Source organism: Campylobacter concisus (assembly GCF_015230015.1).
Classification (GTDB): Bacteria; Campylobacterota; Campylobacteria; order Campylobacterales; family Campylobacteraceae; genus Campylobacter_A; species Campylobacter_A concisus_AF.
In genome coordinates this window covers 1-20,077 of record NZ_JAAKZC010000022.1, presented here as the reverse complement: position 1 = coordinate 20,077, position 20,077 = coordinate 1, and the positions used below count along the sequence as shown (strand labels likewise).

General features: G+C 40.5%; 20 protein-coding genes. 15 read left to right on the top strand and 5 right to left on the bottom strand.

Annotated features, from left to right (window positions below):
* The first annotated feature begins 33 nt into the window (after positions 1-33).
* From G6W42_RS09670 to G6W42_RS09660, 3 genes are all read left to right on the top strand, one after another.
* Positions 34-570 (top strand): superoxide dismutase family protein, encoded by a 537-nt coding sequence (locus G6W42_RS09670; RefSeq protein ID WP_002942317.1) that lies wholly within the window; start codon positions 34-36, stop codon positions 568-570.
* A 144-nt stretch (positions 571-714) separates the two neighbouring features.
* The gene (locus G6W42_RS09665; protein WP_107916689.1) at positions 715-1,476 is read left to right on the top strand and encodes a TSUP family transporter; all 762 of its coding nucleotides are present in this window, start codon (positions 715-717) and stop codon (positions 1,474-1,476) included.
* A gap of 65 nt (positions 1,477-1,541) precedes the next feature.
* Positions 1,542-2,225, top strand: coding sequence for a F0F1 ATP synthase subunit A (locus G6W42_RS09660; RefSeq protein WP_002942300.1), 684 nt, complete (start codon positions 1,542-1,544; stop codon positions 2,223-2,225).
* Positions 2,226-2,369: 144 nt separating this feature from the next.
* Here G6W42_RS09660 and G6W42_RS09655 read toward each other — a convergent pair whose 3' ends face one another.
* Both G6W42_RS09655 and G6W42_RS09650 read right to left on the bottom strand, forming a co-directional pair.
* Positions 2,370-3,143 (bottom strand): creatininase family protein, encoded by a 774-nt coding sequence (locus G6W42_RS09655; RefSeq protein WP_021089789.1) that lies wholly within the window; start codon positions 3,141-3,143, stop codon positions 2,370-2,372.
* A complete protein-coding gene (locus G6W42_RS09650) occupies positions 3,140-4,522 on the bottom strand; it encodes a purine-cytosine permease family protein (RefSeq protein ID WP_194173836.1) in 1,383 nt (460 codons plus the stop codon). Before G6W42_RS09650 ends, G6W42_RS09655 begins: the two co-directional genes overlap by 4 nt.
* Before the next feature lie 213 nt (positions 4,523-4,735).
* Between G6W42_RS09650 and gatB the strand changes: the two genes are divergently transcribed.
* From gatB to G6W42_RS09635, 3 genes are read left to right on the top strand one after another with little or no spacing between them, the layout of a single operon-like run.
* On the top strand, positions 4,736-6,157 hold the full coding sequence (gene gatB / locus G6W42_RS09645) for an Asp-tRNA(Asn)/Glu-tRNA(Gln) amidotransferase subunit GatB (RefSeq protein WP_194173835.1): 1,422 nt from the start codon (positions 4,736-4,738) through the stop codon (positions 6,155-6,157).
* 12 nt (positions 6,158-6,169) lie between these two features.
* Positions 6,170-7,060 (top strand): NAD(P)H-dependent glycerol-3-phosphate dehydrogenase, encoded by an 891-nt coding sequence (locus G6W42_RS09640; protein WP_103574175.1) that lies wholly within the window; start codon positions 6,170-6,172, stop codon positions 7,058-7,060.
* On the top strand, positions 7,057-8,112 hold the full coding sequence (locus tag G6W42_RS09635) for a glycoside hydrolase family 3 protein (protein ID WP_194173834.1): 1,056 nt from the start codon (positions 7,057-7,059) through the stop codon (positions 8,110-8,112). Before G6W42_RS09640 ends, G6W42_RS09635 begins: the two co-directional genes overlap by 4 nt.
* A gap of 109 nt (positions 8,113-8,221) precedes the next feature.
* Here the strand turns inward: G6W42_RS09635 and G6W42_RS09630 are convergent, their stop codons facing one another.
* Genes G6W42_RS09630 through rarD (G6W42_RS09620) form a run of 3 tightly spaced genes read right to left on the bottom strand, consistent with a single transcriptional unit; the run spans position 8,222 to position 10,425 of the window.
* Positions 8,222-8,674 (bottom strand): hypothetical protein, encoded by a 453-nt coding sequence (locus G6W42_RS09630; protein ID WP_194173833.1) that lies wholly within the window; start codon positions 8,672-8,674, stop codon positions 8,222-8,224.
* On the bottom strand, positions 8,667-9,521 hold the full coding sequence (rarD, locus tag G6W42_RS09625) for an EamA family transporter RarD (protein ID WP_346010473.1): 855 nt from the start codon (positions 9,519-9,521) through the stop codon (positions 8,667-8,669). Before rarD (G6W42_RS09625) ends, G6W42_RS09630 begins: the two co-directional genes overlap by 8 nt.
* Positions 9,522-9,537: 16 nt before the next feature.
* Positions 9,538-10,425, bottom strand: coding sequence for an EamA family transporter RarD (gene rarD / locus G6W42_RS09620; protein ID WP_194173832.1), 888 nt, complete (start codon positions 10,423-10,425; stop codon positions 9,538-9,540).
* Between the two features lie 142 nt (positions 10,426-10,567).
* Here rarD (G6W42_RS09620) and G6W42_RS09615 point away from each other — a divergent pair, with 142 nt between their 5' ends.
* The 9 genes from G6W42_RS09615 to mnmH are packed head-to-tail and all read left to right on the top strand — an operon-like array spanning position 10,568 to position 19,713.
* Positions 10,568-11,908 carry a class II 3-deoxy-7-phosphoheptulonate synthase gene (locus G6W42_RS09615; protein ID WP_194173831.1) on the top strand — a complete coding sequence of 447 codons (1,341 nt, stop codon included), beginning with the start codon at positions 10,568-10,570 and terminating at the stop codon, positions 11,906-11,908.
* A gap of 25 nt (positions 11,909-11,933) precedes the next feature.
* Entirely contained in the window at positions 11,934-12,896 is a 963-nt protein-coding gene (locus tag G6W42_RS09610; RefSeq protein WP_194173830.1) for an NAD(P)/FAD-dependent oxidoreductase, read from the top strand.
* Entirely contained in the window at positions 12,893-15,145 is a 2,253-nt protein-coding gene (locus G6W42_RS09605) for a hypothetical protein (protein ID WP_194173829.1), read from the top strand. The genes G6W42_RS09610 and G6W42_RS09605 overlap by 4 nt, the downstream gene beginning before the upstream one ends.
* Positions 15,142-15,849, top strand: coding sequence for a tRNA1(Val) (adenine(37)-N6)-methyltransferase (locus G6W42_RS09600; protein WP_194173828.1), 708 nt, complete (start codon positions 15,142-15,144; stop codon positions 15,847-15,849). The genes G6W42_RS09605 and G6W42_RS09600 overlap by 4 nt, the downstream gene beginning before the upstream one ends.
* Positions 15,846-16,211: a YkgJ family cysteine cluster protein gene (locus tag G6W42_RS09595; protein WP_194173827.1), complete on the top strand. Its 366-nt coding sequence runs from the start codon at positions 15,846-15,848 to the stop codon at positions 16,209-16,211. Before G6W42_RS09600 ends, G6W42_RS09595 begins: the two co-directional genes overlap by 4 nt.
* Positions 16,190-17,452: a tetratricopeptide repeat protein gene (locus tag G6W42_RS09590; protein ID WP_194173826.1), complete on the top strand. Its 1,263-nt coding sequence runs from the start codon at positions 16,190-16,192 to the stop codon at positions 17,450-17,452. The genes G6W42_RS09595 and G6W42_RS09590 overlap by 22 nt, the downstream gene beginning before the upstream one ends.
* Complete coding sequence (gene trpC / locus G6W42_RS09585) at positions 17,449-18,234, top strand: indole-3-glycerol phosphate synthase TrpC (RefSeq protein ID WP_194173825.1); 786 nt, start codon at positions 17,449-17,451, stop codon at positions 18,232-18,234. Before G6W42_RS09590 ends, trpC begins: the two co-directional genes overlap by 4 nt.
* Positions 18,234-18,719, top strand: coding sequence for an HIT family protein (locus tag G6W42_RS09580; protein ID WP_087582184.1), 486 nt, complete (start codon positions 18,234-18,236; stop codon positions 18,717-18,719). Before trpC ends, G6W42_RS09580 begins: the two co-directional genes overlap by 1 nt.
* Positions 18,706-19,713, top strand: a complete 1,008-nt coding sequence (mnmH, locus tag G6W42_RS09575; protein ID WP_194173824.1) for a tRNA 2-selenouridine(34) synthase MnmH — start codon at positions 18,706-18,708, stop codon at positions 19,711-19,713. The genes G6W42_RS09580 and mnmH overlap by 14 nt, the downstream gene beginning before the upstream one ends.
* Positions 19,714-20,077: the final 364 nt, after the last annotated feature.

Sequence of the window (20,077 nt, the reverse complement as noted above, 5' to 3'; positions counted from 1 at the left end):
CTTACCATACAATTTTATCCATAAGGAGCTTGTATGAAAAAAATCGTTTTACTAAGTGCGGTTTTAGGAACTTTGCTTTTTGCTCACGAGGGTCATCACTTTGATCCAAAGGCTGGCGAACATCTAGTCATACCTGTTAATGAGCTAAGCGAAAAGGGCGATAAGAGCGTTGGCGAAGTAGTAGCTGTTAAGACGAACTACGGCGTTGCGTTTTTTCCAAATTTAAAAGGTCTTCCTGCAGGACTTCATGGCTTTCACGTTCATCAAAATGCTGATTGTGGCGCGACTGAAAAAGGTCTTGGTATGAAAGCAGGCGGTCACTGGGATCCAGCTGAAACAAAGATGCACTCATTTGCATGGGACGATAAGGGTCACAAAGGCGATCTACCAGCGCTTTACGTAGATGCCGAGGGCAATGCAAACTATCCAGTGCTAGCTCCAAAGATAAAAAACCTTGACGAGCTAAAAGGTCACTCACTAATGGTTCACGTCGGTGGCGACAACCACAGCGATCAGCCAAAAGCACTTGGCGGTGGCGGTGCTAGAATGCTTTGCGGCGTTATTAAATAATTAACCTCCACAAAAAGCCTTTAAATTTATATGTTTAAAGGCTTTTTTAAATTTAGCGCTCAAATTTAAACCCCATTTCTAAGATGAAATTTCAAAATTTTAAACTACAATCCACTTTTTAACTTAAATTTACAAAGAACAAAAATGGAATTTGACCTACTTAGCTACACTGTCTTTTTTGTCGCCGCATTTTTGGGTGGTTTTATCGACGCGATCGCAGGAGGCGGCGGACTGATCACTTTGCCAGCCATCATGGCTATGGGCGTGCCACCTCATTTAGCCCTTGGTACAAACAAGCTTCAAGGCGTCTTTGGCAGCTTCACGGCAACGCTAAATTTCACTAAAAAAGGGCTGATTAATTACAAAGAGTGCTTTGTTGGCATAGTCTTTACATTTATTGGAGCTCTCATTGGCGCAACGCTCATCTTATTTTTAAATGCAAATTTCTTAAAAATAATCATTCCATTTTTGCTAATCGCCATCTTCATCTACACGCTTTTTATGCCAAAAATAGGCGAGAACGACAGGGCTGCAAAGATGAATGAGAGGCTATTTTATGTCATATTTGGACTAATTCTTGGCTTTTATGATGGCTTTTTTGGCCCAGGAGCAGGCTCGTTTTGGATGTTTGCGATGGTGGCTTTAATTGGGCTAAATTTAAAAAAGGCGGTCGCTCACACAAAGGCTTTAAATTTCACCAGCAACATCGTTGCACTTGGCGTTTTTATAGCAGGCGGGCAGATACTTTGGCTAGTTGGCTTTTTGATGGCTGTGGGGCAAATTTTAGGAGCTTATTTTGGCTCAAATTTAGTCATCAAAAAAGAGGTCAAATTTATTAGAACGATGTTTTTGATAGTTGTCGCAGCGACCATTTGCAAACTACTTTTTGACTACTTCAAAGCTTAAAATTAAAAATGTTTTAACAATAATTTTGTTACAATCACGCAAAATTCTAAATCTAAGGTAAATCAATGAAAGATTTGTTTCTATTCTCAAATTTGCTAAACCATTCACATGCCTTTGTCTATGCGTTTCACTTTTGCCTTGTAGCTTTGATCATCCTCATCGTTGCTTACATCGCAAGGAGTAAAATGCAACTTGTGCCAAGAGGTCTTCAAAACATAGTTGAGGCTTATTTAGAGGGCGTTATCTCTATGGGCAAGGATACTTTAGGTAGCGAAAAGCTAGCTAGAAAATACCTCCCACTTGTCGCAACTATCGGCTTTATCGTATTTTTCTCAAACGTCATCGGCATCATCCCTGGCTTTGAGTCACCAAGCTCAAGCTTAAATTTAACTCTAGTTTTGGCTTTGGTTGTATTTATTTATTACAACTTTGAGGGCATTAGAGAAAATGGCTTTTTCAAATACTTTGGACACTTCATGGGGCCAAATAAATTTCTAGCTCCTATAATGTTTCCAGTCGAGGTCATCTCACATCTTTCACGTGTAGTTTCGCTATCTTTCCGTCTTTTTGGTAATATCAAGGGCGATGACTTGTTCTTACTTGCGATGCTTACACTTGCACCTTGGTTTGCTCCACTTCCAGCCTTTGCACTTCTAACACTTATGGCTGTTTTGCAAACATTTATCTTTATGATGCTAACTTACGTTTATCTAGCTGGCGCAGTTGCTATTAGCGAGCACGAGCATTAAAATTTAAAGCCATATTTTTATATGGCTTTTCTCTTTTTAAATTTCTACTATCTATCAACTTTAGCTTGTATCTCAAATTTTGTTTTATAAATTTAGTGAAGAATTTAGCAGTAAAAATGTGTGCTATCTCTAGCACACATAAATTTATTTTCTGTGATCGTATTTCCAGCCCATTTTTTCAAGCTTTTCAACGATCTCGACAACGTAGTCAGTCACGCAATCAAGCATCTTTTGACCTTTTTCTAGGCTAGCTTTTGTGCTATCTCCAGTAGCACCTGTCTCTGTTACCTCTTTGATATCCCAGATGATGGTGCTAAACTCGCCAAAACCAATCACGTCATGAGGCACTTGTGACTTTGCGTACTCTAAATTTACAAGCTCAGGCTTAACCGCCATAGTTATAGAAGTCTCGCCCTCTCCGCCGTGACCAAGTCCGTCCCAAACATCAAACGTACCTTTTAGTCTAGCTCCTGTGATATTCCACCAAGCAGGTATAAAGACCAAAACAGCGTCTTTGTGTCTATCTTTTACCTTTCTAGCAGCGATCTCAAGGGCAGGGATGTTGCCGTCGTGGCCATTTAGGATGATGATATGTTTTATGCCGTTATTTATAAGGCTCTCAAAAATGTCTTCAGCGATCGCTATCGTGGTTTCAAATCTAAGAGTGACTGACATAGGAAATTGGTTGTAGTGGATAGATGTACCAAAAGGCACGCCTGGAACAACGATAGTCTTTCCAAGTCTTAGAGCTGCTCTTTTTGCGATCTCTTCAGGCACAAAAAGATCAGGCCCAAGTGGCAGGTGCCAGCCGTGGCTCTCGCAGCTACCAAAGGTTGTGATAGCGCTATCTATCTCGTGCGCCTCAAATTTTTGCTTTAGCTCTCTTGCGCTAAATTCGTTCAAAACTACCTTTTTCATCTCATCTCCTTGTTAAAAAATTTATAAAATATCGGATAGATAATAATCGTAATAACTAACGCTACAAGACCTGATGGTAGGTCAAATGGAAGCGGCAAATAGTACTGGAAGATAAATCCAAGCAAAGCACCTATAACAAATGAAATAACGCCAGCCATGTGATAGTCTGGTTCGCTGTTAAATTTAGCGATGTCGTATTTTCCTTTTTTGATGATGTAATAATCAGCTATTAACGGACCAGCAAGAGGCGGAGCAAATGTGCCAAGTATCGTGATAAATGACGCAAAAAACATTTGATAAAAGGCAAATGAACCAAGCACAGTGCCTACTACGCCAGCGATTAACACTAGTTTTTTTCTATTTATGTTTAAATTTATGCTTGAAAGTACCGGACCGGTATATAGCGAGTTGCAGTATAGCTCGGCATTATTTGTAGTCCAAAGCGATGCTGTCCAAGCGATGACACCGATGATAGCTAAAAGGGCTGACTTTGTTAGCATCCACTCTACGTAGTTAAACTGACCAACGCTTACTGCGCCGATGTAGCCAACTATGTTTAAAAGAGGGTTTGTTAGTATAAAACAAGCCACGACACCTGCAATGACAGCTTTTACCGATTTGTTAAATCTAAATAGATCAACGCCCATAACAGCTCCTGCTATCCAGCTACCAACGACAGCAGTGATGGCGTTTCCAAGCCCAAGGCCTTGTATATTTTTGGTCTTTTCTAAAAAGGCCGCAGCTCCGCCACCTTCTGCTAACATCTCGTAGCCAACATAGACTGCGATGATCAAGATAATAGGGCTTATAGGGATAGCGATAGCCTCGATGGCTTTGATACCAACATAGGCTGTGATGGTAAATATAATGCCAAAGATGAAGCAAAATAAAAATACTTCAAGCGTGATCGGCGCGATATCTTTGTAGCCAAAATTTGCTGGGTCAAAGACGATGACGCCACTTGGGTTGCCTATAAATGAACCCCAAATTTGACCGACCATGCCAGTGATGCTGGCAAACCAGCCAAGTGTGAGCAGTGCCATGATGATCATTGGCAAATTTGCGCCTTTTATGCCGTAAGAGTACCTAGAAACTAGAGCTAGGCTCATACCAGTTTTTTGAGCCATTATGCCAAGTAGTGCAGTGATGATACTTAGCGAGCCCATACCTAAAATGATCGCCCAAAGGGCAGTTTGAGGTGAGACGCCAGGTTTTCCGCCAAAACCGGCTAGAACGCCACCTATGAAAAGTCCAGTAACGACGTAGCCAAAACCTACCCAGACCATTATCTGGTTAAATGTCGGGCGTCGCTCAGACATTGGAACCGGAGATAGCATGCGTTCGCCATCTTCTAAAACAACATTTTCTTTGTCGCTCATACAAGCTCCTTTCATAAAATTTTCTCTTTTTTTATTATAGCTATATTATTTTTTTCTTACGAAAAATATTTAATTTTAAATTTGAAATTTCCACTTTTATGTTACGAATTGTTAGTGTTTTTAAATTTCCTTAAAAGCTCTCCTTTAGATATTTTAAAAGAAAGTATCGCTAAAATACGCACTAAAAATTTGCATAAATTTAAAGGTAAAAATATGTTTGAAGTCGTTATCGGTTTAGAAGTTCATACTCAGCTTAATACAAAAACTAAAATTTTCTGCTCTTGCTCGACTAGCTTTGGTGACGAGGCAAACACTCACGTTTGTCCGACCTGCCTAGCTCTACCAGGGGCTTTGCCTGTGCTAAACAAAGAGGCTGTTAAAAAGGCGATTAGCTTTGGCACAGCGATAAACGCTAAAATCAATAAAAAATCAGTCTTTAATAGAAAAAACTACTTCTATCCAGACCTTCCAAAGGCATATCAAATTTCACAGTTTGAGATACCTATCGTAGAAGGTGGCGAGCTCATCATCGACGTAAACGGCATTAAAAAACGCATCGGCGTAACCAGAGCGCACCTTGAAGAGGACGCTGGCAAAAATATCCACGAAGAAAACGAGAGTTTGGTCGATCTAAACAGAGCCGGCACGCCGCTTCTTGAGATAGTTAGCGAGCCAGACCTTAGAAGTAGCGACGAGGCAGTGGCTTATCTTAAAAAATTGCACTCGATCCTTCGCTTTTTAAACATCAGCGACGCAAATATGCAAGAAGGTAGCTTTCGCTGCGATGCAAACGTCTCTATCCGTCCAAAAGGCGACACCAAGCTTTACACAAGGGTTGAGATAAAAAACCTAAACTCATTTAAATTTATCCAAAAAGCGATCGACTACGAGGTAGAGCGCCAAAGTGCAGCTTGGGAAGATGGCAAATATGACGAAGAAGTCTATCAAGAGACAAGGCTCTTTGACACGACAAATTTAGTAACAAGATCTATGCGTGGCAAAGAGGATAGCGCGGAGTATAGGTATTTTCCTGACCCTGACTTGCTGCCTGTTGAAGTGCCAGAAGAGATGTATAACGAAGCGATCAAAATCCCAGAGCTTGCCGAGCAAAAGGTGGCAAGATATGTTAGCGAGCTAGGCGTAAAAGAGAGCGATGCCTTAAATTTAACTCAAAGCGTTGAGATGGCTAGATATTTTGAAGAGCTCATCGCTGCTGGAATTTCTCCAAAGCTAGCTACTACGTGGCTCATAGTTGAGCTTCTTGGTCGCTTAAATAACGGCGTGACGATCGAGACAAGCCCAGTTAGTAGCGCTAAGATGATAAATTTACTAAAACGCATAGAAGACGGCACGATAAGCGGCAAAGCTGCAAAAGAGGTACTAGACTACCTTATGGAAAACGACGCGGACATTGATAGCGTCATCGAAAAGCTTGGCTTAAAACAAGTGAGCGACGACTCAGCGATCATCGCGATCATAGATCAAATTTTGGCTGCAAACGCCGACAAAGTCGAAGAGTATAAAAACGGCAAAGATAAGATGTTTGGCTTCTTTGTCGGTCAGGTGATGAAAGAGGGCAAAGGCGCCTTTAACCCAGGCAAGGTCAATGAGCTTTTAAAGGCCAAAATAGGCTAAAAAAGGGCTAAAATGAGCATAGCAGTCATCGGAGCTGGCAAGTGGGGCAGTGCGCTATTTCACGCTTTTAGTGAAAATAATGAGTGCGTCATCAGCTCAAGAACGCCAAGAGAGATGCCAAATTTTGTAAGCTTAGAGGAGGCTTTGGAGTGCGAGTACCTAGTCTGCACGATCCCAACGCAAGCTACAAATTTATGGCTAAAACAAAACTACAAAAACAAAGGTCAAAAGATACTAGTCGCCAGCAAGGGCATAGACACGGCAAATCTTAAATTTCTAAATGAAATTTACGAGGATTTTGTGGATAGTGAAAATTTGGCTTTTCTCTCAGGGCCAACCTTTGCAAAAGAGATCATGCAAAAGCTGCCTTGTGCCTTGGTGGTAAATTCTAAAAATCAAAATTTAGCTTTAAAATTTGCCTCATTTTTCCCAAGCTACATGAAAGCCTACACATCTGATGATGTGATCGGCGCTGAGGTGTGCGGAGCCTATAAAAACGTGATCGCCATAGCTGGTGGTATCTGCGACGGACTTGGTCTTGGCAACAACGCAAGGGCAAGTCTCATTTCACGTGGGCTTGTCGAGATGGCTAGATTTGGCAAATTTTTTGGCGCAAAAGATGAGACATTTATGGGGCTAAGTGGCGCAGGGGACCTGTTTTTAACCGCTTCATCGATACTCTCACGCAACTACCGCGTAGGTCTTGGCATCGCAAGGCACGAGAGACTAGAGAAAATTTTAAATGAGCTTGGCGAGGTGGCCGAGGGTGTCGATACTGCAAGGGCTATTAGCAAGATCGCTAAAGAAAAGAGCATATATGTGCCTATCGCTAGCGAGGTTGAAAATATGCTAAATGGTAAAGATGTTTTTGAGAGCGTTAAATCGCTTTTGGGAAGAAGATGAGAGCTTTTAAATTTATAATTTTTATGGCTATTTTTACTCTTGGGCTAAATGGCGCAGAAGTGAGCCTAAGGGTCAAGGTCTCGCAGATGATAATGGTCGGCTTTAACGGCGCTAGCACAAAAGACGCTGCGTTTCGCGCGATGTTAAGCGATGCTGGGTACGAGAGATTTGGCGGTGTGATGCTACTTGGCAGAAATGTCACCAGCAAAGCCCAGCTAAAAGCTAGTATAAAGGCGATCAAAGAGAAAAGCCCTAAAATTTTCATCGCTATCGACGAAGAGGGCGGTAACGTAAGCCGCATGAAGGACAAGAGCTTTGATGGTCCATATCCTAGCGCATACGAGGTCGCAAGCACGCTTGATATCAAAAGTGCCTATGATCTCTACTCAAAAATGGCTATAAATTTAAAAGAGTGCGGCATAAATTTAAATTTCGCCCCAGTGGTCGATCTGCATGATGAAAACTCGCCGATCATCGCCGCTAAGCAAAGGGCGTTTAGTGAGTATGCAAGCAAGGTTGTGATCTACGCTGATGCCTTTATGGACGCGTTTAAAGAGCAGGGCATTCTAACGACGCTTAAGCACTTCCCGGGGCATGGTAGCTCAAAAGAGGACTCACATAAAAATAAGAGCGAGATCACGCTAAGTAAAGATGCACTTCTGCCATACAAAGACGCTATAAGCACAGGTAGAGCGCAGATCATCATGGTCGGACACCTTTTTGTAAAAGGCATAGACGAGGACAATCCAGCCACACTTTCTAAAAAAATCATAACTGATCTGCTTCGCAATGAGCTTAAATTTAATGGCGTGGTCATCAGCGATGATATGCTGATGAAAGGCGTTGGCGACGAGGCTTTGGCACAAAAGGTGGTGAAATTTATAAACGCAGGTGGTGATATCTTGCTCTTTAGCGAGTTTAAGATAAATAACCAAAGAACAGCCGATCTGATCACTCAGATCATAATTGATGCTGTAAATGAGAAAAAGATCAGCAAAGAGCGGATAGATGCTTCATATAGGAGGATAATGGCTCTAAAAGCGAAGCTTTAAATTTGGCTCTAATTAGTTTAAATTTACTCAATTAATAAATGTAAATTTGAGTAAAAATCAATATTCTAGATGTAAAATTTAGAACTTGCCTAAAATGCCTGAGCCACTTTCACAACCCATCAAATTCTTTTTTTAGTTCGTCTCTTAGCTCCTCGGCTCTATCTTCGCCGTTTTTGAAATTTGCCTTCACAAAGCCATCGATCTCGTCTAAAATTTCAACTAGTTCGCTCTCCCAGTTTGCGTTTTCTTTTTTCAAAAGCACCTCGACCTTATCTCTTGTCTGCTCGAGCTGATCCAGTGCTTTGTCTTTGTCGCTAGCCTCATTTAGCGCATCTTCAAAGAGTATGTCTTGCCTTAGAGCGTTTATCTTTTTTAAGATGACATTGCAAAATTTAGGGTATTTCTCAGCGTTATTTAAATTTTGCAAAACCTCTTGTGCAGCTTTTTGATATGCAGGTACCGCTCCTTCATCGTCAAGTTTTTTGGTTAGTTTTTGTATCTGAAAATATAAAATAAGCGCCGCAAAAAATGCAAGCAGCAAATAGATCGTAACGCTATTCATTTTTACTCCTTTTTCTAAATTTATCTACGCTAATTATCGCAAGTGCCAGCCAGATCATGCAAAATGAGATGACCTTGTAGCCGTCTAAAATTTCGCCGTAAATGAAGACCGCACAAAGGATCGCGATGGTTGGTGAGATGTATTGCAAGTAGCCAATCGTCGTTAAATTTATCCTTGTCGTAGCTGCGTTAAATGCGACAAGTGGCACGATGGTTACTATGCTTGAAGCGATCATTAAAAGTGAGTCTTTATTTAGTCCAAAGTGGCTTTGTGAGTGAAAAACCAGCCATAAAACGTAGCCAAGCGCAAATGGAAACATAAAAAATGTTTCAATAAAAAGCCCATTAAATGCGCTAATCTTCGCCATCTTTCTAACCATCGCGTAAAATCCAAACGAAAGTGGCAAGATGATAGAGACAAGTGGCAGGCCACCTTTGGCGTAAATTTGTACGCAGACAGCTGCGATGACGATACAAACGGCTATGGCGCTAGCTTTGCTTAGGCGCTCTTTAAAGACGATGACGCCAAGGAGCATGCTTATCAAGGGATTTATAAAATATCCCAAACTCGTGTCTAAAATTTTGCCGCTACCCACCGCATAGACATAAACGCCCCAGTTTATGGTGATAAAAATACCACTTAAAAATAGAGCCTTTAGTGAGCGGATATCTTTAAGAAGCGCAAAAATTTCGCCCATTTTGCCATTAATGCAAAGCACTGCTGCCATTAGAAAAAAAGACCAGATGATCCTGTGGGCTAAAATTTCATAAGCGTCCACCTCTTTGCTAAAGAGGTTGAAATAAACCGCCAAAAAGCCCCACATAAAAAAGGCGCTAAGCGCGAGAATAACGCCTTTTTGGCTCTCATTTAGTCTTGGTATTTTTGTTGCCTTTTATAGAATTTATACTATCTATCATCAAAAGCGTGACAGAGATGGCTAGGCAGATCATCAAAAAGTATGAGCTTTTCTCCAGTCTCTCGCCGATGGCAAAGGAGACAAAAAGCATCATTATAGGCTCAAAATATGTAAGCAGACCAAGGACATTTATCGGCACGAGCGTGCTTGAGAGGATCTGGGCGATGAGGGCTATGCCGCTGATAGCACCAAGCAAGATGAGCAGATAGTAGATGTTTGGATTTTGGCTCATTACGTAGTCCATATCGGCTGTGAGCGCAAAATAAAATGAGAATAAAAACATAAAAATTATCTCGATAACAAAGCTTGAGAAATTTGCAAGGTTGTAGTACTTTCTAATGGTAAAATAGACTGGATAAAGGCAAAAAACTACAGCGCTCTCCCACGAGATGCCACCGCTTAGTATAGCTGTGCTAAAGACGCCAAGGGCAGCGAAAAATATCGATGCTAACTTTGTTTTTGAGAGGTGCTCTTTGAAAAATATCCGTCCAAAAAGGACCATGACTATTGGCATGATGAGGTAGCCTATCGAGACTTTTAGCGCTGCGCCGTTACTTGGAGCCCAGAGATAGAGCCACATCTGAAATGAGACGATGAGCGAGGTAGCAAGCAAAACTAGTAAAATTTTAGGTTTTAGCTTTATTTTTAGAAGTAAAAATTTGAAATTTCGCTGCTGTTTTAACAAAAAAATGGCGGCGATGACAAAAGGCATGGCAAAGATCATGCGGTATCCAATAAGAGCTTGTGTGTTGATGGGGTTCATGAGCACTGACATGTAGTAGATGCAGTTAAATAAAACTGATGCCAAAAGCGAATAAAAAATGCCTTTTATCATGAAAAAAATCTTCTCTTTTTCTGGGTAAATTTAAAGTAGCGATTGTATGTAAAATATCTTTAATAACCCATTAATGGCTTTTATTTTTTAAGTTTTGCGTGATATAATCAGCGCTAAATTAAGGAAAAAAATAGGAAAATTTATGACTTGGAACAGAGATAGTTGGAGAGAATTTAACATCTTACAACAACCAACTTATCCAAATTTAAAAGAGCTAAAAGAGACCGAAGAAAAGCTAAAAACACTTCCGCCTTTGGTCTTTGCTGGCGAGGCTAGAAGTCTTAAAGATGAGCTTGCGAAAGTTTGCAACGGCGAGGCATTTTTGCTTCAAGGTGGCGACTGTGCTGAGAGCTTTTCAAATTTTAATGCAAACAACATCAGAGATATGTTTAAAGTCCTACTTCAAATGGCGATAGTTTTAACCTTTGGCGGTGGCTGTCCAGTGGTCAAAGTAGGCCGCGTAGCAGGGCAGTTTGCAAAGCCTAGAAGTAGCGATTATGAAGAGGTAAATGGTGTTAAATTGCCAAGCTATAGAGGCGACATCATAAATGGCTTTGAATTTGACGAAAAAGCTAGAGTTGCCGACCCAAAACGCATGATAGAGGCCTACTATCAAAGTGCTTCTACGATGAACCTCTTAAGAGCCTTTTCAAGAGGAGGTTTGGCAGACCTTCATCAGGTACATAAGTGGAATTTAGGCTTTGTGAAAAAGCCAGAGATCGGCGAGAAATACGCAAAACTAGCTGACGATCTAACAAAAACTCTATCTTTCATGGCAGCTTGTGGCATCACTTCAGCAAACACTCCAGCGATAAATCAAACAGCAGTCTATACATCTCACGAGGCGCTACTTTTGCCTTATGAAGAGGCGCTAACTAGGGTTGATAGCCTTAGTGGCGAGTGGTACGACTGCTCGGCTCATATGCTTTGGATAGGTGAGAGAACGCGTGGTATAAATGACGCTCATGTGCATTTTTTGAGTGGTGTGAAAAACCCTATCGGCGTAAAGATCGGACCAAGCGCAAAAGCTGAAGACATTGTCGCGCTCGCAAATAAGCTAAATCCAGAAAATGAAGCTGGCAGACTAAATGTGATAATCAGAATGGGCGCTGATAAGATCGGCGAAAATTTACCTAAAATTTTAAGAGAGCTAAAGCGCGAGGGGCTAAATATCGTTTATAGTATCGATCCTATGCATGGCAATACCGTTAAAGCCTCGAACAACTACAAAACTCGTGAATTTAGTAAAATTTTAAGCGAGGTTAGAAGCTTTTTTGAAATTCATAAAGCCGAGGGCACAAGAGCAGGTGGCGTGCATCTTGAGATGACTGGCAAAGATGTGACAGAGTGCACCGGTGGCGCGCTAAACATCACTGAAAGCTCGCTAAAAGAGAGATATGAGACGCAGTGCGATCCAAGACTAAATGCTGATCAGGCTTTAGAGCTTGCATTTTTGATGGCTGATCTAGTTAAAAAAGCTTAAAAATTTATAAAATTTGGAGAAAAATATGGCAAATATTTATGATCTAATAGTAGTTGGCGGCGGACCTTGTGGCATAGCTAGCGTAGTTGAGGCTAAAAGAAATGGCTTAAGTAATGTTTTGCTCCTTGAAAAAGGTGACAACCACAGCCAAACGATCAGAAAATTTTATAAAGACAATAAACGCGTAGATAAAGAGTATAAAGGGCAAGATAGCACGATACATGGGCTAGTTTCGTTTGAAGATGGCACAAAAGAGAGCACGCTTGATTATTTTGACAAGCTACTTGACTCTGAGAATATCGAGGCGTTTTTTAATTCTGAGGTCGAAAGCGTAAAAAAAGAGGGCGAAATCTTTAAAGTAACTACCTCAAAAGCTGTCTATGAAGCCAAAAACGTGATGGTCTCTATCGGCAAAATGGGACGACCAAACAAACCTGACTATAAGATCCCGCCATCACTAAATTCAGTTATAAATTTTAACCTTGATAACTGCACAAACGGCGAAAAAGTGCTAGTTGTGGGCGGTGGCAACTCCGCAGTTGAGTATGCTATCGAGCTTTGTCAGTATAATAAAACGACGATCGCTTACAGAAAAGATAAATTTAGCCGTGTAAATGAGACAAATTTAAGCGCTCTTTGGGAGCTTGAGAAGCACAATAAGATAAAAGTAAGACTAAATCACGATATAACCGAGATCGATAACGAATCAGGCAAGGTAAGAGTGCATTATGAAAATGGCAAAATTCGTGTCTATGACAGGGTTGTTTATGCGATCGGTGGCTCAAGTCCGGTTGATTTTTTACAAAAATGTCAGATAAAAACTGATGAAAAAGGCACTCCGATAGTTGATAGCAATTACCAAAGTAGCGTACCAGGACTATATGTGGGAGGCGACATCGTTTTAAAAAATGGTGGCTCGATAGTAGTCGGACTAAATCATGCTCATAGCGTTATCAAAGATATCTTAAAAGGCAAGGCACAAGCTTGATAAATAAAATCGCACTAGCTATTGTTTGTCTGATAGCTGGCTTTTCTCTCTCGTTTTTGAAATTTCAAAAAGAGGACGAGGCGCCAAAAGATACTAATCAAACGATTTACTCTATAAATTTTGATGATCTCCCTGAAGAAGAGAAGCAAAGATATGTAAGCAAAGACGATCTTTACGAGTATGGCGGCTACATCACGCCAAAGAGCTACATGCAAAATTTTGTTGATGACAAGGATCTAAATTTATCAAACAATGTAAAAGAGCTTCAAGAGCAAGTGCGCGAGCTAAGCAAGAAAAATGAAATTTTAGCCGCTGATAATGTCGATATGAGCGAGAAAAATTTAGACTTCATAAGCAAAATTTCAGAGATGAAAAGAAATATCGAAAATGAAAAAAACGAGATAGTAGAAAAAAATCAAAAGGCTCTTGGTGAGCTTGAGGCACAACACTTTGAAAATATCCAAGCTTTGACAAAGCGCCTAAATGAAGCGCAGGCCGATATGATAGAGAGCTCAAAGGCTTACGAGAAAAAGATAATCGACCTTGAAAATGCGATAAATGACGCTAGAAATGGCGATGAGAGCAAACTTAAAGATGCCAAGGCCAGCTTTAATAAATTTAAAGAGAGCTTTGAGGCAAACTACACTGCTTTAAAAGAGCAAAATAACGAGCTAAACGCGACACTTGCGCAAAAAGAAGCTCTTATAAAAGAGTATGAAAAAGCTCAAAATGAAAAAGATAGAGGCGAGAAAAAAGAAATTTTGCTTTTAAAAGAGGAGATCGAGCGAGTTAAAAATGACGCCGATACTCAAAAATTTAGCTACGAAAAAGAGATAAATGCGCTAAATGATGGCTTTGAGACGCAAAAGAGCGTTATGGAGGATGAGCTTTCTAAAAAGGCAAATAAGATAATCGATCTGCAGGAGGCTCTTGAGTCAAACAAGACTGCACTAAAAGATAGAATTTACGAGCTTGAAGAGATCAAGAAAAACCTAAACTCAAAAGATCTAATGGCGCAAAGCTATAATGGCAAAAATTTAGAGCTAAATGCCTCGCTTGCGGCACTTCATAAAAGCTTTGATGATCTAAAACAAAAGAGTTTAAAAAGCGAGCAAGAGAACAAGCTTGCAAATGAAAATATAAGCTCACTTAAAAAAGAGCTTGAGAGGGCAAATGCTCTAAATAAAAAGCTTGAAAAGCAAAATTTAGATGCAAACTCAACTCTAAATGAGCTAAGTAAAAAGCTAAGTTTAAGCGAAGAGAGCTTTAAAAAGAGCCAAGAAGAGCTAAAAGCGCTTGACACAAAGACAACTAAATTTATAAAAACGCTATTTGATCAAAACCAAACCATCTCTTTGCAGTCACAAAAACTTGGCTCAAACGAGGGTGAGCTAAAGAATTTAAGCGCTAAGCTTGATCTAAAAGATGCGAAGATAAAAGAGCTTGAAGAAAATGTCACAAAGACAAGCCAGATGCTCCTCTCCAAGCAAAATGAGCTAGAAACTCAAAAAAGAACGCTAAAGATCGATATGCAAAACTATGAGATTTTGCGCCAGCAGATAAACATGCTACAAAAAAAGATAGTTGATACTTCAACCTTTTTAACCGATAACAACAAAAGTGGCGGCAAAAATTTACTAAGCTTGCAAAATGAACTAGAAAATGCAAAGCAAAAGCTAAACGAGAGCAACAAGACGATCGAGCGGCTAAATTCAAAGATAAGTGAGCTAAGCTCGAGCGGTCATAAAGGCGGAGCTGTAAATGCCCAGATCATCGAGCTTCAAAAAGATATCGAGCAAAATTTAAACAGACAAGACGAGCTTGAAAATGAAAATGTAAATTTAAAAAATATCTTGCAAGCTACGACCAAGCCTGAGACCCCAACAAAGCTCGTCCTCATCTCTAGCATCGAGTGTGACGACATGGACGCAAAGGACAAGGTGAGCATAATGTGCAAAAACAGAGTGAGCGAGTTTTTGCAGAGATTTAACTCAAACTACATGTATGAGATCATCCCGATCGTGGATAAGAAAAATTTTGTCATCCCATCAAATGTCGCTCAAAATATCAAAAAAGATGACCTTGGCAAGCTAAATAACTACGTAAATTACGGCGTTGGTAAAGAGCGTGCAAAGGCAGCTGCTGAGCTTATAAAAGAGGAATTTGGCGACTTTGCAAGGATCAGCTTTAGCTCCGAAGTGATCGTAAAAGATGTGACACGCGGCTTTATCATCAAGGTTTATAGATGATCTTAGCTCAGCTTGAAAATGGCTATCGCTACAACAGCGATACGCTCGTTCTTTATGATTTTATTTGCGCAAGCTTTGGCGAAATTTATGGCAGAGTTTTGGACGTTGGAGCAGGGTGCGGGATACTTGGACTTTTGCTTAAGCGTGATTTTAAAAAGATAGATCTAAACATGCTTGATCTTTTGGAGCTAAATAGCGAAATTTCTAGCTTTAACGCAAAGAGCAACTGTTTAGAGGCTAGAGCTATAACGGCTGATTTTGCAAATTTTAAAGATAGTGAGAAATTTGATCTAATCATCTCAAATCCGCCCTTTTATCATGACGGTGTTACAAAAAGCCAAAATGAGCACATAAAAGTTAGCAGATATGCAAGCTCACTAAGTTTAAAGGATTTTATAAGAGGCATAAGCGTAAATTTAAAGCCACATAAAAGGGCATTTTTTTGCTATGCGCCAGATGATCTTAGCGAGATAGCGGCATGCTTAAAAGAGTATAAGCTAAATTTGGTGAGCTTAAAATTTGTCCATACTAAAAAGGATAAGCCAGCAAATTTGGCTTTGCTTGAAGTGCGAAACAACTCAAACTCAAAGCTAAAAGTCCTGCCGCCTCTTGTGATGAGCGAAGATGGCGCGCACACGAAAGAGGTAAGCGAGATCTTTAAAAAAGCAGATACAAACAGCGTCTCTTACAAGGAGATAGCGTGAGGGCTGAGGGTTTTAGCTATGAGTTTGATCCTAGCTTTTGCGAAAGTTGTGGAGGCAAATGCTGCACTGGCGAGAGCGGCTACATCTGGATAGATGAGGGTGAAATTTTAAAATTTTGCTCCGCTTTTGATATGTCAAAAGATGAGTTTGAGAGCAAATTTTTAATACATGTTGGGCTTAGGCGAAGCATCAAAGAAAAGCCTTATGATGATGGTTTTGCTTGCATATTTTTTGATGAAAATAATAAAAACTGCTCGGTTTATGAGCTAAGACCTAAGCAGTGCAGGACCTTCCCATTTTGGGATTATTTTAAAAAAAACTTAAAGGAGCTAAAAGCAGAATGCATTGGCGTAAAATTTTAATAATTTTTATAAGCGTATTTTTTACCATGCATCTACTTGCAGATGATAACAAAAGTGTAAATTTACGCCTAATGCAAGCTCTCATCTCGCAAGATAGTGGCGATGTAAATGCTAGTATCCAGACCTATCTAGGGCTTTTTAAAGAGACAAATGAAAAGACCTATCTAAAAGAGGCGATCAAGCTAGCGTTTGCCACAAAAAATGAAAATTTAGATAGTCTCATGGCTGAGGGCGAGAAGAGCTTAAAAGACGATAGCGACTTTATCAGGATCAAAGTGGCAAATTTAGTCAATCTCTCTAAGCTAAACGAGGCAAAAGAGCTAATGCAAGAGCTTGCCACAAAAGAGCCAAATGCTCAAAATTTGCTCATGCTTGGCACAATTTGCATGATGCAAAATGATACGGTAACGGCACTAAAATACTTCGAAGAGGCATACTCGCTAAAGCCTGAAGAGGAGAATTTACTCCGCATAGTTGATATCCTTTTAAACCGCATGGATAATGTAAATGATGCGACAAAGTACCTCGAGAAATTCCGTGAAGAGCAGGGCTGCACGGTCAAAACATGCGAGCTTTTGGCTGAAATTTACTCTCAGCAAAGAAATTTCCCAAAGGTGATCGAGCTTTTTGAAGAGATCTACGACATCACTCACGACACCTCTTATCTTGACAAGATCGTGCAGTATTTTGTCTATGCTAAAAATTTCAAAGCGGCTATTGAAATTTTGAAAAAATATGGCTACAACGACGCCACGCTTATGGATCTTTACGCTGCAACTGGAAATTTTGGCGATGCATACGTTTTGGCGGTTAAAATTTATAACGATAGCAGGGATCTAAATTTCTTAGCAAAGGCCGCCATTTATGAGTATGAGATGAATAAAGATAGTCTGGATGAGAAAAAGATCGCTGATATCTTGGATAAATTTGAAGCTAGCGTGCCAAAGCTTAATAATGATATGTTTTTTAACTACTATGGCTATTTGCTCATTGATCACGAGATAGACCCTAGAAAGGGCGTAGAGATGGTGCAAAAAGCGCTTGAGATCTCGCCAGACTCGCCTTACTATGAGGACTCGCTAGCGTGGGGTTATTTTAAGCTTGGCGAGTGCAAAAAGGCAAAGGGCATAATGATGCACGCGATGAAAGATGTTGATTTTAAGGCTTCAAAAGAGGCAAAAGAGCACTTGCACCTCATCGAGCGCTGCATAATAAATTTAAACAAAAGGCTTAAAAAATGATACTTGATGAGATTATAAAAAAGACAAAAGAGGATCTAGAAAAACGCAAGGCAGACTTTCCTATGGAGTGGCTGGGCCGATCGCTCGCATACAACCCATACGTGCCAAGAGATGTTCTAAGCGCACTTAGATCAAGTAAAGATGAGCCTATAAAGATAATAGCCGAGATAAAAAAAGCAAGCCCAAGCAAAGGCGTGATAAGAGAGGACTTCGAGCCGATCAAGATCGCGCAAGAGTACGAGCAGTACGCAAATGCCTTTAGTATCCTAACAGAGCCTCACTGGTTTAAAGGCGACATAGAGTATATCACTCAGGTTCGCCGATACGCCTCAAGGCCTATCCTTAGAAAAGACTTTATCGTTGATAAGTATCAAATTTTAGAAGCTCTTGTTTATGGAGCGGACTTTATCCTGCTCATCGCCAAAGCGCTAACACAAGGCGAGCTAAAAGAGCTACTTGAGTACGCGCACCACTTGGGGCTTGAGGTCTTAGTGGAGACCCATGACGCGAGCGATGTGAAAAAGGCGGTCTTTGCAGGAGCAAATATAATAGGGATAAATCATAGAAATTTAGATGATTTTACGATGGATATGAGCCTTTGCGAGAAGCTCGTGCCGCTTTTGCCAAATGGCAAGATAATAGTCGCCGAAAGCGGACTTTACGAGCGTGAGCAGCTTTGCGAGCTAAGTAAGATCGGAGTTGATGCTTTCTTGATCGGAGAGCATTTCATGAGGCAAGATGATATAAAAAATGCCGTTAAAAAGATAAAGGAGGGCGAGTGATGCAGCACCTTTGTGCCCCTTGGAGAAGCGAGTATTTCAGCGCAAAAAAAGATAGTTGCGTCTTTTGCGAGATCATAAACTCAAAAGAGGACGACGAGAAAAATGGCGTGCTTTTTCGTGCTAAGCACTGCTTTGGGATCATGAATTTATATCCGTATTCTCCAGGACACTTTATGATCATACCAAATCACCACACTGACAAGATCGAGGAACTTGACGAGCAGACGTGGTTTGAGATGAGTAAATTTGTAAGGCTTGGGGTTGAAATTTTAAAGCGTGAGCTTCACGCTCAAGGCGTAAATATCGGTATGAATTTAGGTAAGGCAGCAGGCGCTGGCATAGCTGAGCACGTGCACTATCACCTTGTGCCAAGATGGAGCGGGGATACAAATTTCATCACAACGATCGCCGATGTGAGAGTAAATGGCACGCCGTTTCATCCGCTTTATCAAAAGCTAAAAAAGGCTTTTAGTGGCGTTATTTGAGCTTGATATAGAGCAGTGGCTTGAAAAAAGAGGCGACTTTGAAGTCCTAATAGACGCTAGATCGCCGCATGAGTATGCCTACTCGCACATAAAAGATGCTCTAAATTTATACGCGCTTGATGATGCTGAGCACAAAGAGGTTGGCACTATCTATAAAAGCGACAGGGCCCTAGCCAAGAGCCTTGGTGCAAAATATATCTGCAAAAATTTGCAAAATATCATCGACGAGGTCTATAAAAGGGCTAAGGTTGGCTCAGCAGTTGGGATATACTGCGCAAAGGGCGGACTTAGATCAAGCTCGGTTGCCTATGTGCTAAGCATGATCGGATATAGAATTTATAGACTAAATGGCGGCTATAAGGCTTATAGAAATCACGTTTTAGAATTTCTAGAGCGTCCTTTAAGCACGAAATTTATCACTCTTTTTGGCAACACTGGCTGTTACAAAAGTAAGCTAATAAGGGCACTCTCGCCGTCAATCGACCTTGAAGTGATGGCAAATCACCTAGGTTCAGTCTTTGGCGCGATAAACGGCGCGCAGCCTAGTCAAAAAAGCTTTGAAGATGCGCTCTTTGAGAAGCTCATCACACTAAAAGATCAAATTTGCTTTATTGAGGGCGAGAGCAGAAGGATCGGCTCGCTAACACTCCCTAAAAGCCTTTATGAGGCGATGCGTTGCGGCATCTGTGTTGAGGTTAGCGCAAGTTTAGAAAATAGAATTTCTTGCATCACAAGCGACTATAAAAGCGTGGATAAAGCCTTTTTTGATGAGTGTATAAAGAAAATTTCGCCCTTTATCGACAAAGAGGCTAGAGATGAGGCGGTGGCTAAATTTAACGAAAACGACATCGCCAAAGTGGCTGAAATTTTACTCACAAAATACTACGACAAGGTCTATAAGAAAAATGAAAACATTGATGTTTTCGTAAGCTCTGACGACTTTGAAGAGGCTGTAAAAAAGCTAAATGAGATAAGAGCCGAGGCTAAATTTTAAATCCTTTTGGCGCTTTATTTGGGGTAAATTTCGTCTGTAAAATTTAAATTTATTCTTTTTGGCTTGGTCAAATTTACTTTTAAATTTAATATAGATCGTTTTTGTACTTAAAAATGGCTTAGTTTAAGGCCATTTTTATACTTCGACATAAATTTTTTGCTAATTTTGTGAAAATTTCTAGTTAAATTTATCTGTTTTTATCTGGGCTTGGTTGTCTTAGTTGTCTTGGTTGTCTTAGTTGTCTTGGTTGTCTTGGTTGTCTTGGTTGTCTTGGTTGTCTTGGTTGTCTTGGTTGTCTTGGTTGTCTTGGTTGTCTTGGTTGTCTTGGTTGTCTTGGTTGTCTTGGTTGTCTTGGTTGTCTTGG

Excerpts from the sequence above, each read along its gene's own strand:
- G6W42_RS09630 (WP_194173833.1), bottom strand. The coding sequence starts at position 8,674 with ATGAATAGCGTTACGATCTATTTGCTGCTTGCATTTTTTGCGGCGCTT.
- G6W42_RS09580 (WP_087582184.1), top strand. The coding sequence starts at position 18,234 with ATGCAGCACCTTTGTGCCCCTTGGAGAAGCGAGTATTTCAGCGCAAAA.
- rarD (WP_194173832.1), bottom strand. The coding sequence starts at position 10,425 with ATGATAAAAGGCATTTTTTATTCGCTTTTGGCATCAGTTTTATTTAAC.
- gatB (WP_194173835.1), top strand. The coding sequence starts at position 4,736 with ATGTTTGAAGTCGTTATCGGTTTAGAAGTTCATACTCAGCTTAATACA.
- G6W42_RS09670 (WP_002942317.1), top strand. The coding sequence starts at position 34 with ATGAAAAAAATCGTTTTACTAAGTGCGGTTTTAGGAACTTTGCTTTTT.
- G6W42_RS09600 (WP_194173828.1), top strand. The coding sequence starts at position 15,142 with ATGATCTTAGCTCAGCTTGAAAATGGCTATCGCTACAACAGCGATACG.
- G6W42_RS09610 (WP_194173830.1), top strand. The coding sequence starts at position 11,934 with ATGGCAAATATTTATGATCTAATAGTAGTTGGCGGCGGACCTTGTGGC.
- trpC (WP_194173825.1), top strand. The coding sequence starts at position 17,449 with ATGATACTTGATGAGATTATAAAAAAGACAAAAGAGGATCTAGAAAAA.
- G6W42_RS09615 (WP_194173831.1), top strand. The coding sequence starts at position 10,568 with ATGACTTGGAACAGAGATAGTTGGAGAGAATTTAACATCTTACAACAA.
- G6W42_RS09590 (WP_194173826.1), top strand. The coding sequence starts at position 16,190 with ATGCATTGGCGTAAAATTTTAATAATTTTTATAAGCGTATTTTTTACC.
- G6W42_RS09660 (WP_002942300.1), top strand. The coding sequence starts at position 1,542 with ATGAAAGATTTGTTTCTATTCTCAAATTTGCTAAACCATTCACATGCC.
- G6W42_RS09640 (WP_103574175.1), top strand. The coding sequence starts at position 6,170 with ATGAGCATAGCAGTCATCGGAGCTGGCAAGTGGGGCAGTGCGCTATTT.
- G6W42_RS09635 (WP_194173834.1), top strand. The coding sequence starts at position 7,057 with ATGAGAGCTTTTAAATTTATAATTTTTATGGCTATTTTTACTCTTGGG.
- G6W42_RS09650 (WP_194173836.1), bottom strand. The coding sequence starts at position 4,522 with ATGAGCGACAAAGAAAATGTTGTTTTAGAAGATGGCGAACGCATGCTA.
- G6W42_RS09655 (WP_021089789.1), bottom strand. The coding sequence starts at position 3,143 with ATGAAAAAGGTAGTTTTGAACGAATTTAGCGCAAGAGAGCTAAAGCAA.
- G6W42_RS09665 (WP_107916689.1), top strand. The coding sequence starts at position 715 with ATGGAATTTGACCTACTTAGCTACACTGTCTTTTTTGTCGCCGCATTT.